Here is a 13273-nt window from a genome sequence, read left to right as displayed (position 1 = left end):
TGGCCGGAGCGGATCAGCTAGCCCTTCACCGCAACGATCGCATCGACCTCGACGGCGACGCCGAGCGGCAAGGCGGCGACGCCGACTGCGCTGCGGGCATGGCGGCCGGGCTCGCCGAACACTTCCTGCATCAGCTCGGACGCGCCGTTGGCGACCTTCGGCTGGTCGGTGAACGACGGCGCGCTGTTCACGAACACGCCGAGCTTTACGATCCGCTCGACCCGGTCCAGCGAGCCGAGCGCTGCCTTGATCTGGGCCAGCAGCATGATCCCGCAGCGGCGCGCCGCGGCGATGCCGGCATCCACGTCCATGTCCTCGCCCAGCCTTCCGGTGATCAGGCTCTTGTCCTCGGCGAAGCTGATCTGGCCCGAGATGTGGAGCAGCCCGCCAGCTTGCACGGCTGGAACATAGGATGCGACGGGGGCGGCGGCCTCGGGCAAGGTGATCCCGAGTTCGGATAGGCGCTGGTCGATGCTCATGCGCAGCGCACAAGCACTCGCGCGCGCACGAATCAACCCTAGCGGGTGACCGTGAAGCCCGCGAAGCTCTGGCTGACCGGCATCAGCTCGATCGTATTAATGTTGAGGTGCGGCGGCAGGTTCGCGAGCCACCAGAAGAGGTCGGCGAGATCGTCCGCCGTCATCGGGTTCATGCCGGAGTAGAGCTTGCGCGACGCTTCTTCGTCGCCGCCGGTGCGGACGATCGTGAATTCCGTTTCCGCCATCCCCGGCTCGATGGATGTGACCCGCACGCCAGTGCCGGCAAGGTCGCAGCGCAGGTCGAGCGAGAATTGGCGGACGAACGCCTTGCTGGCGCCGTACACCGCGCCGCCTTTGTACGGGTAGGTACCCGCGACGGACGAGAGGTTGATCACCTGGCCCTTGCGCTCAATCAGCTTGGGCAGGAGCGCCCGCGTGAGCGCGACCAGCCCGGTGACGTTGGTGTCGATGACCGTCTCGATTTTGTCCCACTCGGAGTCCTGGAGGTCGGTCATCGGCGGCGCGAGGCCGGCATTGTTGAGCAGCAGGTCGATGTCCGCCCAGCGCCCGGAGAGATTCGCGAGATCTTCGAGGGCAGCGACGTCGCGCATGTCCACCTCGAGCGGGAGAAAGGCGTCGCCGAGCTCATCCTGAAGGTTCCTGAGGCGGTCGCCGCGGCGGCCCGTGCCGATCGCCTGCCAGCCGCCGGCGACGAACTTGCGCGCCGCCGCTTCGCCGAAGCCGGCCGTCGCGCCGGTGATCAGGATGGTCTTCATTGGCGTCCTTCCTCGAGCTTGCGGCGCGCGTCTACGAGCAGTTCGGGCGTCACGCCAAGCTCCTCCGCGACATCGATCAGGTCCGGCTCGTGCGCCTCGAGAAAGCGGACCAGCCCGGCAAGGAGATCGGCGTTCCCCGCGCGGGCGCGGAGCTCGTCCGTCCCAATTCCAGTCAAGTCGAGGAAGCGCTGGGCCCGGCGGCCGTCGCCGAGCGTTGCCGCGAGCGCCGCGAGAGCGAGCGCATGCGGATCATTATGCGATTCGCGCTGCACGGCTTAAGATGGTGCGTGAAGGCTTGAGGGAAGCAGATTGGCCAAGATCCTGATCGTCGAGGACAATGCGCTGAACATCAAGCTGTTCTGCGACCTTCTCGCCGCACATGGCCATGAGCCCGAGGCGGTGACCGACAGTCGTATTGCGCTCGACGCTGCCCGTGCCTTTTCACCGGACCTGGTGATCACCGACATCCAGCTGCCGCACGTCAGCGGCCTGGAATTGATCCGGATGATTCGCCGCGACGAAGCGCTGGCAGAGGTGCCGATCATGGCAGTGACGGCCTATTCGGCACAGGGCGACGAGGAGCGGATCCGCGGTGCGGGTGCCCAAGCCTATGTGTCGAAACCGATTTCGGTGGTGAAGTTCGTCCAGACGGTTGACGAACTGCTGCAGCCCACGCCAGCGGAAACCGCGCAGGGCTGAGCGCTCCTGCGAGCGCAGGAGTGCAGTTTTGTAGTTTTGCTGGATCCCCGCTGCTGCGCGGATGAGTCCTGAACGGCTACGCCGTCAGGCTCACTTGATCTTCGCTTCCTTGAAGTCGACGTGCTTGCGCGCGACCGGATCATACTTGCGGAAGCTCAGCTTTTCCGTCTGCGTGCGCGGATTCTTCTTCGTCACGTAGAAGAAACCCGTGTCCGCGCTGCTGACGAGCTTGATCTTGACCGTTGCCGGCTTCGCCATGGAAAATTCCCGATCTGAAAAAAGAAGAGCGGCTGCGCGCCGCTCGAAATCGCCGGCTCCATGGCCGAGCGCATCGATTCTGTCAACCGACACAGCGCTGTAACGACGCCTTAACCAAAGTGCGAGACCTTGGCTGAGCAGGAGGCAAGGCCATGGCAATCGATCCGCTCGCAAATGTCCGGCTCACGGTCGGCGCCCGCGTCGCGGAGATTCGAAACGCCGGTCCGCAGCTCTCCCCTCTTGACCTCCACGCCAGGATGGACGCGATCCGCCAACTCGCCGCCGACAACGGCCTCGCAGCGCTTGAAGGCCTCGCCCGCTGCTCGGCGCAGCTGGCCCTCCTGCCGGGTCATCGCGTGGCGATGAGCAGCTGCCTCGAACATGTCGACGAAGCGCTCGACAGCCGTTCCGACGGCGACTGCAACACGATCCTCGCCGCGCTCGCACTGCGCCTGCACTAGTTTCGGCACCGCAACGCGGCTCGCGCATTGTGCTGCGCGATGCGCGCCTTTTCGCAGCTTCTCGACGACCTCGTCTACACGCGCTCGCGCAATACCAAGCTGCGGCTGATCGGCGACTATCTCAAGGAGACGCCGGATCCGGACCGTGGCTACGGCCTTGCCGCACTGACGGGCACTCTCAGCATTCCCGCCGTCAAAGGCGCCGCGGTGCGGGCGATCGCTGAAGAGCGTGTCGACCCCACGCTCCTGTACATGAGCCGCGACTATGTCGGCGACATGGCGGAGACGGTGGCATTGTTGTGGCCCAGCGCCGCGGACGGCGTTCCGGAGATCGACGACGCCACCATCCGCATCTCCGAAGCCATCGAGCGGCTGCGCGCCGCATCGCGCCTCGAAGCGCCGCGCGTGCTCGCCTCGATGCTCGACCATTTGGACGCGTCCGGCCGATTCGCGCTGCTGAAGCTCGCGACCGGCGAGCTTCGCGTCGGGATCAATGCGCGGCTTGCCAAGCAGGCGTTCGCTGATGCCTTCGGCCTCCAGGTCGAAGCGGTGGAGGAAGTCTGGCACGGCCTTGCCCCGCCGTTCACCGAGCTGTTCGACTGGGCCGAAGGGCGAACCGGCCAGCCGGCGGTGCGCAACGTGCCGGTCTTCCGGCCGTTCATGCTCGCCCACGCGCTCGAGGACACGCGCGTGTCGCTCGACGACTATGCCGCCGAGTGGAAATGGGACGGGATCCGGGTTCAGCTCGTCCACGCGGGCGGCCAAACGCGCCTCTACAGCCGGACCGGCGACGACATTTCGCACAGCTTCCCGGACGTGGCCGAAGCGTTCCGCACGCCTGGCGTGCTCGACGGCGAATTGCTGGTGCGCGGCGAGGAGCAGGGTGTCGCCGACGTCCATGGCGGTGCGGCAGCCAGCTTCAACGCCCTTCAGCAGCGGCTCGGGCGGAAGGCGGTCAGCGGCAAAATGCTGAGTTCCTATCCGGCGTTCGTCCGCCTTTACGACATCCTGTTCGACGGCGATGAGGACCTGCGCGAGCTGCCTTGGTCCGAGCGCCGCAAGCGCCTCGAGCGATTTGCCGTCGATCTCGACCGGGACCGTTTCGACGTGTCGCAGCTGATCGACTGCACGAGCTTCGAGGAACTGGAGGACTTGCGGCTGAACGCCCGCGACGTGTCGATCGAGGGCATGATGCTGAAGCGCCGCGACAGCCCCTATGTCGGCGGCCGCCGCGCCGGTCTGTGGTACAAATGGAAGCGCGATCCGCTGACCGCCGACTGCGTGCTGATGTATGCGGCGCGCGGGTCGGGGAAGCGGTCGAGCTACTACAGCGACTATACCTTTGGCTGCTGGTCGGACGGCGGCGAATTGCTCCCGGTTGGGAAGGCCTATTTCGGCTTCACCGACGAGGAGCTTAAGTGGCTCGACCGCTGGATCCGCAGCCACACGGTTCAGCGCTTCGGCCCTGTCCGGGAAGTCGAAAAAGCACTGGTGCTGGAAGTCGCGTTCGATTCGATCCACGCCAGCTCGCGCCACAAGTCCGGCCTGGCCATGCGCTTCCCCCGTGTCAGCCGGATCCGCACCGACAAGCCGGCCGCCGAAGCCGATCGCGTTGCGACCTTGCAGGCGATGGCCACGTAACTGAGTTACTGCGTCTGCCGTGCCTGCTCACGAGCGAGCAGTCGATCGCCGACGTCCTGCATGATCCTGCCTCGGCTCTCCATGAACGTCCCGCATTCCTGAAGAAGCGGGCCCAGAGGCTGACCTTCCATAGCTCGCGCCACCCGTTCGACGCGTTGGTCCAATTCGGCTCCCGCCGCGGCGTCGACGCGACCAAAATAGTAAAGCGCCGCCAATTGCAGGCTCGCCTTCATCGCGCCGTCCAGCTGTCCGACGGCCATTTGCGCAGCGACCATGCAGCGAATGCCAAAATCGACCTGGGAGGACGCAGGAGCCGCGGTGGCGGCGCCTGCTTGCGCAATGACTGCGGCGATAACGAGCGACGAGACCATCAATGCCTCCTGAGCAAGTCTCAAAAAAAAGGCCGGCGGAGTCTCCTCCACCGGCCCCTGCCCCCTTTGTTCGGGTAAGCTTAGCTGATCGCAGAAAGGTTCACCGCGGCAGTCTTGCCACGGCGGTCGACCTCCAGCTCGAACTCGAGCCGGTCGCCTTCGTTGAGAGTCGGCATGCCCGCGCGCTCGACCGCCGAGATGTGAACGAACGCATCCGGCTGGCCGTCATCACGCTGAATGAAGCCGAAGCCCTTCATGGAGTTGAAAAACTTCACCGTGCCTTGCGCCTTTTCCCCGGTCAGCTGGCGCTGCGGGGCCTGAGCGGCGCGCTCGACCGCCATCGGCTCACCGTCGATACGCAGGTTCGTAGCCGAAATGCGGCCGCCGCGATCCACCAGCGTGAACTCGAGCGGCTGGCCGTCCGCCAGGTCGGTAAGACCCGCCTGCTCGACCGCCGAAATGTGCACGAACACGTCTTCGCCGCCATCGTCGCGAACGATGAAGCCGAAACCCTTTTGCGGGTTGAAGAACTTTACGACGCCCTTGCCTTCGCCGACGACCTGGGGAGGCATGCCGCCACCACCACCACCGCCGCCGCGGAAACCGCCGCCGCCACCGCCGCCGCCGAAGCCGCCGCGTCCGCCGCCGCCGTAACCGCCGCCACCGCCGCGATCACCGAAACCGCCGCCGCCGCCATAGCCGCCGCCACCACCGCCGCCGAATCCACCGCGCCCGCCGCCGTAGCCGCCGCGCTCCTGGAATCCGCCGCCGCCGAAGTCGCCGCCGCCGCCACCGCTGAAATTGTCGTCACCACCGAAACTGTCGCGCTTGTCGCGGCCGCGCCCGCCGCGTTCACCCTTGCGCCCTCTGTCAAAACCCATAACCGTCCGAACTCAAGAAGCCCAAAAAACCCTAGAAACCAACGCGCTCGGGCCAAATGGCGCAACCGGTCACCGCGCGAAACCACTCACGCACGGTTCAGCCCCTTACAGGAAAAATGGAAGCGCCTCTAGTGACTCAAATAAAGGAAGGCTGGCAAGGCGGGCGCAACGCGGACTAAAGGCCGCACGACCGCTTCACCCGAGGATATCGAATGGCCGTTCATCTGCACCAGGAAGACTTGCCCGCCGGCGTGACCTTTGCCGACGGACCGATCGCGGTCGACACCGAAGCCATGGGCCTCAACCCCCATCGCGATCGCCTGTGCCTGGTGCAATTGTCTGACGGCAAAGGCGACGAACATCTCGTCCGCTTCGCTAAGGGCAGCGACTATTCGGCGCCCAACCTGAAAGCCCTGCTCGCTGACCCGAACCGGCTGAAGCTCTATCATTTCGCCCGCTTCGACGTGGGCATCATGTACGCCTATCTCGGCATCCTGGCTGGCCCGCTCTATTGCACACGGACAGCTTCCCGCCTCGTGCGCACCTATACCGACCGTCACGGTCTCAAGGACCTCGTCAAGGAACTGCTCGGGCACGAGATCTCCAAACAGCAGCAGACCAGTGATTGGGGCGCCGACGACCTGTCCGAAGCGCAGCGCGAATATGCGGCGAGCGACGTTCGCTTTCTTCATGCTCTGAAGGAGAAACTGGACGAACGGCTTCAGCGCGAGGACCGCACCGGCCTCGCCCAGGCCTGCTTCGACTTCCTTCCCGCACGCGCCGTGCTCGACGTCGCCGGCTGGCCTGACCACGACATCTTCGCCCACGATGGCTGACAGCGTCGTCCAGCAACGGCCAGGCAAGCGCTGGGCCCGTCCCGGCAGTACTCACGACCGGCTGGTGCGCTTGTCGAAAGTGGCGCTGCCGAGCGCGGTCGGCGTGCTGATCGCGATCCTGGCGCTCGCGCCGCTCGACAAGAAGGGCGACGTCAGCTTCATCCTCGACAAGAAGAAGGTCGACAATGCGCCCGAGCGCATGCGGGTCGAGCAGGCACGCTATGTCGGCACCGACGACAAGGGGCAGCAGTTCACGATGATCGCCGACCGCGCCATCCAGCCGAGTTCGGATGTGCCGGTGGTCGCGATCACCGGCATGTTCGCGCGGCTGAACCTGGCGCAGGGGCCAATGCTGATCGCCGCCAACGAGGGCCGGTACAATCTCGACAGCCAGCGGGTGAACATCGACGGGCCGGTGAAAGTCGCTGGCGGCGGCGGCTATCGGCTCGGCACCAGCGACGTGACCGTGGACCTCAAGAGCCGCCAGCTTGCGAGTTCCGCGCCGGTGTCGGGTTCGATGCGCCTCGGTCAGTTCCAGGCAGGGCGGCTGCGCGCCGATCTCGGCACTCGAACCGTCGTCCTCGATGGCGGTGCTCGCTTGAAAATCGTCCAAGGGGCGGTCAGATGATAAGAGTGCGCATGGCTGGCATCATCCTTGCACCGGTCGCCGCTCTCGCGGCCACGGCGGCGCTTGCCCAGATCCGGCAGGAGCAGCCCAATTCGGCACTCAAAGGGCACAACACCAATGCGCCCGTCGATGTTAGTGCCGACCGCATCGAGGTACAGGATCGCGCCGACCGCGCCGTGTTCAGCGGCAATGTCCATGCGGCGCAGGGCAATTTGACGCTCGACACGCCGCGGCTGACGGTCGCTTATTCGACCGGCGGCAGCGACAATGTGCAGATCAAGCGCCTCGATGCCGCCGACGGGGTGGTGGTCCGCAGCCCGTCGGAAACCGCGCGCGGCGACTTCGGCGTTTACGACCTCGACCGCAAACTGATCACGCTGATCGGCAACGTCCAGCTGACGCGCGAGCAGAGCCGGGTTAGCGGCGCCCGCCTGGTCATCGACCTGAACTCCGGCCGCGCCGTGATCGACGGCGGACCGCCGGGCGTGAATTCCACCGGCGGACGCGTCAGTGGCCACTTCACCGTCCCGCAGCGCTCCCAGCGCTAGGCACCCGCAATGAACGAAGCCTCTCCCTTCCCGCACTCGCCCGGCGAGGCGCGGCAGCTTGCCGAGGGGCTCCAGGTGCGATCGATCGCCAAGTCGTATGATCGCCGTGCGGTGCTCCACGACGTCTCGCTCGACGTCCATCGTGGCGAAGTCGTCGGCCTGCTCGGTCCGAACGGCGCCGGCAAGACCACTTGCTTCTATTCCGTCATGGGGCTGGTCAGGCCCGACAGCGGCCGCATCCTGCTCGACGGGCAGGACATCACCGACCTCCCGATGTACCGGCGCGCCGTTCTCGGCCTCGGCTATTTGCCGCAGGAAACCTCGATCTTCCGCGGCATGAGCGTCGAGGAAAATATCATGGCCGTGCTGCAAGTCGCGGTTACGGACCGCCAGCGGCGCAAGGACCGGCTCGAGCAGCTGCTCAGCGAGTTCGGCATCACCGCGCTTCGTGAATCGCCGGCAATGGCCCTGTCCGGCGGCGAACGGCGCCGCTGCGAGATCGCCCGCGCGCTCGCTGCCGAACCCACCATCATGCTGCTGGACGAGCCGTTCGCCGGCATCGACCCAATTTCCATCGCCGACATCCGCGAGCTCGTGCGCGAGCTGAAGAGCCGCGACATCGGCGTCCTGATCACCGACCACAACGTCCGCGAGACGCTCGACATCGTCGACCGCGCCTGCATCATCTACGACGGGCAGGTCCTGTTTGCCGGTACTCCCGAAGCACTGGTCGCCGACCCCGAGGTGCGGCGCCTCTACCTCGGCGAGAGCTTCGCGCTCTAGGCGCAGTCATGGGGCGCTGATCATGGGTTTGGGCCCCTCCCTCAGCATCCGCCAGTCGCAGCAGTTGGTCCTCACGCCGCAGCTGCGGCAGGCCATCCAGCTGCTGCAACTGAGCAATCTCGAACTCGACGGGTACCTCGCCGAGGAACTGTCGAAGAACCCTTTGCTCGAAGCTGCGGCAGGGGAGCCGGACGAGGGGAGCGGCGGCGATTTCGGTGCTGATGAGCATGATTCCGACGATGCGCCTGAAGATCCGGGCGCAGATGACCTGATCATGGGCCAGGCCGATGACGACCGGCCGCTGGACATGGACTGGCAAAGCGAAGCGCTCGAGACCGACAGCTTTTCCGACGTCGTGACGTCATCGGCAAGCGACGAAGCCTTTGATTTCGATCGGCTTCAATATACGGCGGCGTCGCTGTCCGAGCATCTTGTCGACCAGCTGCACGGGCTCTCCGGCGATGTCGGCGATCTCGCGCGGATCATTGCCGAGACGGTCGATGAGACCGGCTATCTGACAGTCCCGCTCGACCAGATCGCCGATTTGACCGGCGCGCCGCTCGACCTCGTGCGGCGAGCTCTGGAAGCGGTGCAGGGGCTCGACCCGGCGGGAGTCGGCGCGCGATCGCTCGCCGAATGCCTGGCGCTGCAGGCCAAGGCGGCCGATCGCTACGATCCCGCGATGGCGCGGCTGATCGACAATCTCGACCTGCTGTCGAAGGGCCGCACCAACGACCTCAAGCGCATCTGCGGCGTCGACGACGAGGACCTCGCCGACATGATCCGCGAGCTGCGCGCTTATGATCCAAAGCCCGGCTGCCGTTTTTCAGGCGGAGCGGCGACGGAGGTGACGCCCGACGTTTTCGTGCGCCGCACTCGCGCCGGTTTCGCCGTGGAACTCAACCAGGCGACGCTGCCGCGGCTGCTGGTCAACCGCCGCTATTATCAGGAGCTAAAGTCGGGGCCTCAGGACAAGGCGTCGCGCGCCTGGCTGAGCGAATGCCTACAGACCGCCAATTGGCTGGTGAAAGCGCTCGACCAGCGGGCGCGGACAATCGTCAAGGTCGTGTCCGAGATCGTGAAGCGGCAACAAGGCTTCTTCGAAGTCGGTGTGTCGGCGATGAAGCCGATGACGCTGCGCGACGTCGCCGACGCGATCGGCATGCACGAATCCACGGTCAGCCGCGTAACCTCGAACAAATATCTGCTGTGCGACCGCGGCCTCTACGAACTCAAATATTTCTTCGGTTCCGGCGTCCAATCGGCCCAAGGCGATGGCGCGGCTGCCGAAGCGGTGAAGGCGGCGATCAAGCAGCTGATCGCTGCCGAGGACGAGATCCTCAGCGACGATGCGATTGCCGCTTTGCTCAAGAGACAAGGCTTCGATTGCGCGCGTCGCACGGTCGTCAAATATCGCGAGGCGATGGGGATCGGATCGTCGATCCAGCGCCGCCGATTGCGAAAGATCGCGGGCTAGGCGCTCACCCGCGCCCAGATCGGCAGATGGTCCGAGGCGCGACGCGCGACCGCGCTCATGTGCACGCCGGCCGCTTCGATGTTGAGGTCGCGGTGGACGATGATCCGGTCGAGCTGGGCAACCGGGTGGCGAGCATGGAAGCTCGGGCCCGTCGGCGCGATGCAGAACTCGCCGTCCAAATCCTTCAGGCAGCCCGCGGCGGTGCGCCATTCGTTGGTGTCGCCCATCAGCACCGTCGGCATCTGCTGCGGGCGTCTGGCGATCGTTTCCAGGATCGCGCGCATCTGGCGCCGGCGCCACAGGCCCGACAGGTCGAGGTGCATGCCGATGACGCGGAGCGGCCGGTCGCCGATCAGCAGCTCGGCCATCACGGCGCCGCGCGGCTCGAGCGTCGGCAAGTCGAGTGCGGCGCAGTCGAGCACGCCGATATGCCGCTTCACCAGAATCGCATTGCCGTGCCAGCCGATGTTGCGCGTATCGACCTTCAGCAGCCGATCCGCATGAGCGCGCGCCCTTTCGAACGGGCGCTTGTGGCGGACGCCGAGATGGACCGGCTGGTAGAGGCCGTGGCTGTCGATCAGCTCGTGCGGAACCGTCGACCCGCGCCCGCCGACGCGCTTGTCCGCCTCCTGGAGCGCGACGATGTCGGCGTCGATCTCCTGAAGCACGCGGAGCACGCGATGCGGGTCGCGCCGGCCGTCGAGACCGACGGCCTTGTGCATATTGTAGGACGCGAGGGTGATCGACGTGCCGCTGCTCACGCCTGCGCCAATAGCTGTTGCGTCCTAATGGTTCCTAGACGTCTAGGTTGGCGACGCTGAGCGCGTTGTCCTGGATGAACTCGCGCCGCGGTTCGACGACATCGCCCATGAGCCGGGTGAAGATCTCGTCGGCGACATCGGCCTGCGCGACTTCGACGCGAAGCAGCGAGCGGTTCGCCGGATCAAGCGTCGTTTCCCACAATTGCTCGGCGTTCATCTCGCCAAGGCCCTTGTACCGCTGGATCGACAGGCCCTTGCGCCCCGCAGCGAGCACGGCGTCGAGGAGCTCCGACGGGCGCGTGACGGGCGTCGGCTTGCCCTTCCTGTCGGCCTCGGCAGTCTCGGCGGCTTCGTCGCCCTCACCAGAGCCAACGGTCGGCTCCTGCTCGGCGGCGGCACCCTTCTTCATCGTCCGCAGCGTCAGCGGGCTGGCGTAAACGCCCGCCTGCTCGCCAGCGAGCGTGTCGAGCTTGCGGGCCTCGGCGGACACCAGGAAGCTCGGCTCGATGATGTAGGCGTCGGTAACGCCGCGCCACAGCCGCTTGAGTAGGTACCCGCCCTCCGCCGCGAGCTCGCCTGTCCAGGTCGCTTCGGCGTCGCCGCGATTGAGCCATTCGGCGACCTTGGCGACGGCCTCCGCACGGCCCTTATCCTGGATGTCGGGCTTGAGCGCGCCATTGATGGCCAAGGCTTCGACCAGCGCCGGATCGTACTTGCGCGGCGCATAGCGCATCAGTGTGCGCATGCGGCGGGCGTGGTCGACCAGCGCCTTGAGGTCGCGCCCCGAACGCTGGCCCTCAGGCGTATCGAGCACGAGCCCCTCGAGACCGGCTTCTTCGAGATAATCGTCGAGCGCCGCGTCGTCCTTGAGATACATTTCGGAGCGCCCGCGCGCGACCTTGTAGAGCGGCGGCTGGGCGATGAAGAGGTGCCCGTTCTCGATCAGCTCCGGCATCTGCCGGTAGAAGAAGGTCAGCAGCAAGGTGCGGATGTGGGCGCCGTCGACGTCGGCGTCCGTCATGATCACGATCTTGTGATAGCGCAGCTTTTCGAGGTCGAAGCCGGTGCGGTCGATACCCGTCGCGATGCCGGTGCCGAGCGCCTGGATCATCGTCCCGACTTCCTTGGACGAGAGCATCCGGTCCATGCGCGCCCGCTCGACGTTCAGGATCTTGCCCTTGAGCGGAAGGATCGCCTGATTGTGGCGGTTGCGGCCCTGCTTGGCCGAGCCGCCGGCGCTGTCACCCTCGACCAGGAACAGTTCGCACTTGGTGGGATCGCGTTCCTGGCAGTCGGCGAGTTTGCCGGGCAGGGAAGCGACGCCCATCACCGACTTGCGGGTCGCTTCGCGCGCCTTGCGGGCGGCCTCGCGCGCCGCGGCGGCGTCGATCACCTTCTGGATGATCGAGCGGGCGTTCTGGGGATTTTCCTCCAGCCACTCGGTCATCTTGTCGCTCATCAGGCTTTCGAGCGGCTGGCGGACTTCCGAGCTGACCAGCTTGTCCTTGGTCTGGCTGCTGAACTTCGGGTCGGGGAGCTTGACGGACACGATGGCCGTCAGCCCTTCGCGCATGTCGTCGCCGGTGAGCGTCACCTTCTCCTTCTTCAGGAGACCGGATTTTTCGGCATACGCATTAATTGTGCGGGTCAGCGCTGCGCGGAACGCGGCCATGTGCGTGCCGCCGTCGCGCTGCGGGATGTTGTTCGTGAACGGCAGGACGTTCTCGTAATAGGAATCATTCCATTCCAGCGCGACGTCGATGCCGATGCCGTCGCGAACCGCCGATATGGCAATGGGTTCGGGAAACAACGCGTTCTTGGCGCGGTCGAGATATTTCACGAACGCGGCAATGCCGCCTTCGTAGAACAGTTCATGTTCGACGCGCTCGTCATGGCGCGCGTCGGCGAGGATCAGCCGGACGCCCGAATTGAGAAACGCGAGTTCGCGATACCGATGCTCGAGCTTTTCGAAGTCGAAGTCGGTGATCTTGAACGTTGCCGGGCTCGGCAGGAATGTGACGCGGGTTCCGGTCTTCCCTTCGGGTGCCGTGCCGACGACCTTCAGCGGCGCTTCGGCATCGCCGTGGCGGAAGCGCATGTAATGCTCCTCGCCGTCGCGCCAGATCGTAAGGTCGAGCCATTCCGAAAGCGCGTTGACGACCGACACGCCAACGCCGTGAAGTCCGCCCGAGACCTTGTAGGCATTGTCGTCGCTGGTGTTTTCGAACTTACCGCCGGCGTGAAGCTGGGTCATGATGACCTCGGCCGCCGACACGCCTTCCTCGGCGTGAATGCCGGTCGGAATGCCGCGGCCATTGTCCTCGACCGTAACCGAGCCGTCGGGGTTCAGCTGGATCAGGATCCGGTCGCAATGGCCGGCGAGCGCCTCGTCGATCGCATTGTCGCTGACTTCGAACACCATATGGTGAAGGCCCGATCCGTCATCGGTGTCGCCGATGTACATGCCGGGGCGCTTGCGCACCGCGTCGAGGCCCTTGAGCACCTTGATGCTGTCGGCGCCGTAGGAGTTTCCGTTGCTGCTGTTTTCGGGGTCGGTTGCCATAGTCCAGATATAGGGATTCCGGCACGGAAGTCACGCGCGTGTGTGCGTGCACGCGCGCATACGCGCACGCGTGCACGCGTGAGAACTTTTGCCGGAATCCAGCGAAAACCC

General features: G+C 65.6%; 16 protein-coding genes. 8 read left to right on the top strand and 8 right to left on the bottom strand.

Features of this window, described 5'->3' with window-relative positions:
• Nucleotides 1-17: 17 nt before the first annotated feature.
• Genes VIL42_05735 through VIL42_05725 form a run of 3 tightly spaced genes read right to left on the bottom strand, consistent with a single transcriptional unit; the run spans nucleotide 18 to nucleotide 1527 of the window.
• A complete protein-coding gene (locus VIL42_05735) occupies nucleotides 18-479 on the bottom strand; it encodes a RidA family protein (GenBank protein ID HEY8592355.1) in 462 nt (153 codons plus the stop codon).
• Nucleotides 480-517: 38 nt separating this feature from the next.
• Nucleotides 518-1255, bottom strand: a complete 738-nt coding sequence (locus tag VIL42_05730) for an SDR family NAD(P)-dependent oxidoreductase (protein HEY8592354.1) — start codon at nucleotides 1253-1255, stop codon at nucleotides 518-520.
• Nucleotides 1252-1527 carry a DUF3572 family protein gene (locus VIL42_05725; GenBank protein HEY8592353.1) on the bottom strand — a complete coding sequence of 92 codons (276 nt, stop codon included), beginning with the start codon at nucleotides 1525-1527 and terminating at the stop codon, nucleotides 1252-1254. The genes VIL42_05730 and VIL42_05725 overlap by 4 nt, the downstream gene beginning before the upstream one ends.
• Before the next feature lie 37 nt (nucleotides 1528-1564).
• Here VIL42_05725 and VIL42_05720 point away from each other — a divergent pair, with 37 nt between their 5' ends.
• A complete protein-coding gene (locus tag VIL42_05720) occupies nucleotides 1565-1954 on the top strand; it encodes a response regulator (protein ID HEY8592352.1) in 390 nt (129 codons plus the stop codon).
• Nucleotides 1955-2044: 90 nt separating this feature from the next.
• On the opposite strand, the gene rpmG is transcribed toward VIL42_05720, so the two are convergent.
• Nucleotides 2045-2212 carry a 50S ribosomal protein L33 gene (gene rpmG / locus VIL42_05715; protein HEY8592351.1) on the bottom strand — a complete coding sequence of 56 codons (168 nt, stop codon included), beginning with the start codon at nucleotides 2210-2212 and terminating at the stop codon, nucleotides 2045-2047.
• Between the two features lie 152 nt (nucleotides 2213-2364).
• Between rpmG and VIL42_05710 the strand changes: the two genes are divergently transcribed.
• Together VIL42_05710 and VIL42_05705 are read left to right on the top strand one after the other, a co-directional pair.
• Entirely contained in the window at nucleotides 2365-2673 is a 309-nt protein-coding gene (locus tag VIL42_05710; protein ID HEY8592350.1) for a hypothetical protein, read from the top strand.
• 39 nt (nucleotides 2674-2712) lie between these two features.
• On the top strand, nucleotides 2713-4314 hold the full coding sequence (locus tag VIL42_05705; protein ID HEY8592349.1) for a cisplatin damage response ATP-dependent DNA ligase: 1602 nt from the start codon (nucleotides 2713-2715) through the stop codon (nucleotides 4312-4314).
• A gap of 5 nt (nucleotides 4315-4319) precedes the next feature.
• Here the strand turns inward: VIL42_05705 and VIL42_05700 are convergent, their stop codons facing one another.
• Together VIL42_05700 and VIL42_05695 are read right to left on the bottom strand one after the other, a co-directional pair.
• Entirely contained in the window at nucleotides 4320-4736 is a 417-nt protein-coding gene (locus VIL42_05700) for a hypothetical protein (protein HEY8592348.1), read from the bottom strand.
• A 29-nt stretch (nucleotides 4737-4765) separates the two neighbouring features.
• The gene (locus VIL42_05695; GenBank protein HEY8592347.1) at nucleotides 4766-5566 is read right to left on the bottom strand and encodes a cold-shock protein; all 801 of its coding nucleotides are present in this window, start codon (nucleotides 5564-5566) and stop codon (nucleotides 4766-4768) included.
• 212 nt (nucleotides 5567-5778) lie between these two features.
• Between VIL42_05695 and VIL42_05690 the strand changes: the two genes are divergently transcribed.
• Genes VIL42_05690 through rpoN form a run of 5 tightly spaced genes read left to right on the top strand, consistent with a single transcriptional unit; the run spans nucleotide 5779 to nucleotide 9838 of the window.
• The gene (locus VIL42_05690) at nucleotides 5779-6402 is read left to right on the top strand and encodes a ribonuclease D (GenBank protein HEY8592346.1); all 624 of its coding nucleotides are present in this window, start codon (nucleotides 5779-5781) and stop codon (nucleotides 6400-6402) included.
• On the top strand, nucleotides 6395-7030 hold the full coding sequence (gene lptC, locus VIL42_05685) for an LPS export ABC transporter periplasmic protein LptC (GenBank protein HEY8592345.1): 636 nt from the start codon (nucleotides 6395-6397) through the stop codon (nucleotides 7028-7030). The genes VIL42_05690 and lptC overlap by 8 nt, the downstream gene beginning before the upstream one ends.
• Before the next feature lie 11 nt (nucleotides 7031-7041).
• Nucleotides 7042-7578 (top strand): LptA/OstA family protein, encoded by a 537-nt coding sequence (locus VIL42_05680; GenBank protein ID HEY8592344.1) that lies wholly within the window; start codon nucleotides 7042-7044, stop codon nucleotides 7576-7578.
• 9 nt (nucleotides 7579-7587) lie between these two features.
• Complete coding sequence (lptB, locus tag VIL42_05675) at nucleotides 7588-8361, top strand: LPS export ABC transporter ATP-binding protein (GenBank protein HEY8592343.1); 774 nt, start codon at nucleotides 7588-7590, stop codon at nucleotides 8359-8361.
• Nucleotides 8362-8383: 22 nt separating this feature from the next.
• The gene (gene rpoN, locus VIL42_05670; protein HEY8592342.1) at nucleotides 8384-9838 is read left to right on the top strand and encodes an RNA polymerase factor sigma-54; all 1455 of its coding nucleotides are present in this window, start codon (nucleotides 8384-8386) and stop codon (nucleotides 9836-9838) included.
• Here rpoN and VIL42_05665 read toward each other — a convergent pair.
• Together VIL42_05665 and gyrB are read right to left on the bottom strand one after the other, a co-directional pair.
• Nucleotides 9835-10560 (bottom strand): endonuclease/exonuclease/phosphatase family protein, encoded by a 726-nt coding sequence (locus VIL42_05665; protein HEY8592341.1) that lies wholly within the window; start codon nucleotides 10558-10560, stop codon nucleotides 9835-9837. The genes rpoN and VIL42_05665 overlap by 4 nt on opposite strands.
• Nucleotides 10561-10633: 73 nt before the next feature.
• Nucleotides 10634-13162: a DNA topoisomerase (ATP-hydrolyzing) subunit B gene (gene gyrB, locus VIL42_05660; protein HEY8592340.1), complete on the bottom strand. Its 2529-nt coding sequence runs from the start codon at nucleotides 13160-13162 to the stop codon at nucleotides 10634-10636.
• Nucleotides 13163-13273: the final 111 nt, after the last annotated feature.

The organism is Sphingomicrobium sp. (assembly GCA_036563485.1).
Classification (GTDB): domain Bacteria; phylum Pseudomonadota; class Alphaproteobacteria; order Sphingomonadales; family Sphingomonadaceae; genus Sphingomicrobium.
The sequence above is the reverse complement of the archived record's forward strand: the minus strand, read 5'-3'. Positions and strand labels throughout refer to the sequence as shown.

Bases quoted from the DNA above. Each gene is read 5' to 3' on its own strand.
- rpmG (HEY8592351.1), bottom strand. From the start codon at position 2,212: ATGGCGAAGCCGGCAACGGTCAAGATCAAGCTCGTCAGCAGCGCGGAC.
- VIL42_05730 (HEY8592354.1), bottom strand. From the start codon at position 1,255: ATGAAGACCATCCTGATCACCGGCGCGACGGCCGGCTTCGGCGAAGCG.
- VIL42_05665 (HEY8592341.1), bottom strand. From the start codon at position 10,560: ATGCACAAGGCCGTCGGTCTCGACGGCCGGCGCGACCCGCATCGCGTG.
- rpoN (HEY8592342.1), top strand. From the start codon at position 8,384: ATGGGTTTGGGCCCCTCCCTCAGCATCCGCCAGTCGCAGCAGTTGGTC.
- gyrB (HEY8592340.1), bottom strand. From the start codon at position 13,162: ATGGCAACCGACCCCGAAAACAGCAGCAACGGAAACTCCTACGGCGCC.
- VIL42_05710 (HEY8592350.1), top strand. From the start codon at position 2,365: ATGGCAATCGATCCGCTCGCAAATGTCCGGCTCACGGTCGGCGCCCGC.
- VIL42_05690 (HEY8592346.1), top strand. From the start codon at position 5,779: ATGGCCGTTCATCTGCACCAGGAAGACTTGCCCGCCGGCGTGACCTTT.
- VIL42_05695 (HEY8592347.1), bottom strand. From the start codon at position 5,566: ATGGGTTTTGACAGAGGGCGCAAGGGTGAACGCGGCGGGCGCGGCCGC.
- lptC (HEY8592345.1), top strand. From the start codon at position 6,395: ATGGCTGACAGCGTCGTCCAGCAACGGCCAGGCAAGCGCTGGGCCCGT.
- lptB (HEY8592343.1), top strand. From the start codon at position 7,588: ATGAACGAAGCCTCTCCCTTCCCGCACTCGCCCGGCGAGGCGCGGCAG.
- VIL42_05735 (HEY8592355.1), bottom strand. From the start codon at position 479: ATGAGCATCGACCAGCGCCTATCCGAACTCGGGATCACCTTGCCCGAG.
- VIL42_05705 (HEY8592349.1), top strand. From the start codon at position 2,713: ATGCGCGCCTTTTCGCAGCTTCTCGACGACCTCGTCTACACGCGCTCG.
- VIL42_05680 (HEY8592344.1), top strand. From the start codon at position 7,042: ATGGCTGGCATCATCCTTGCACCGGTCGCCGCTCTCGCGGCCACGGCG.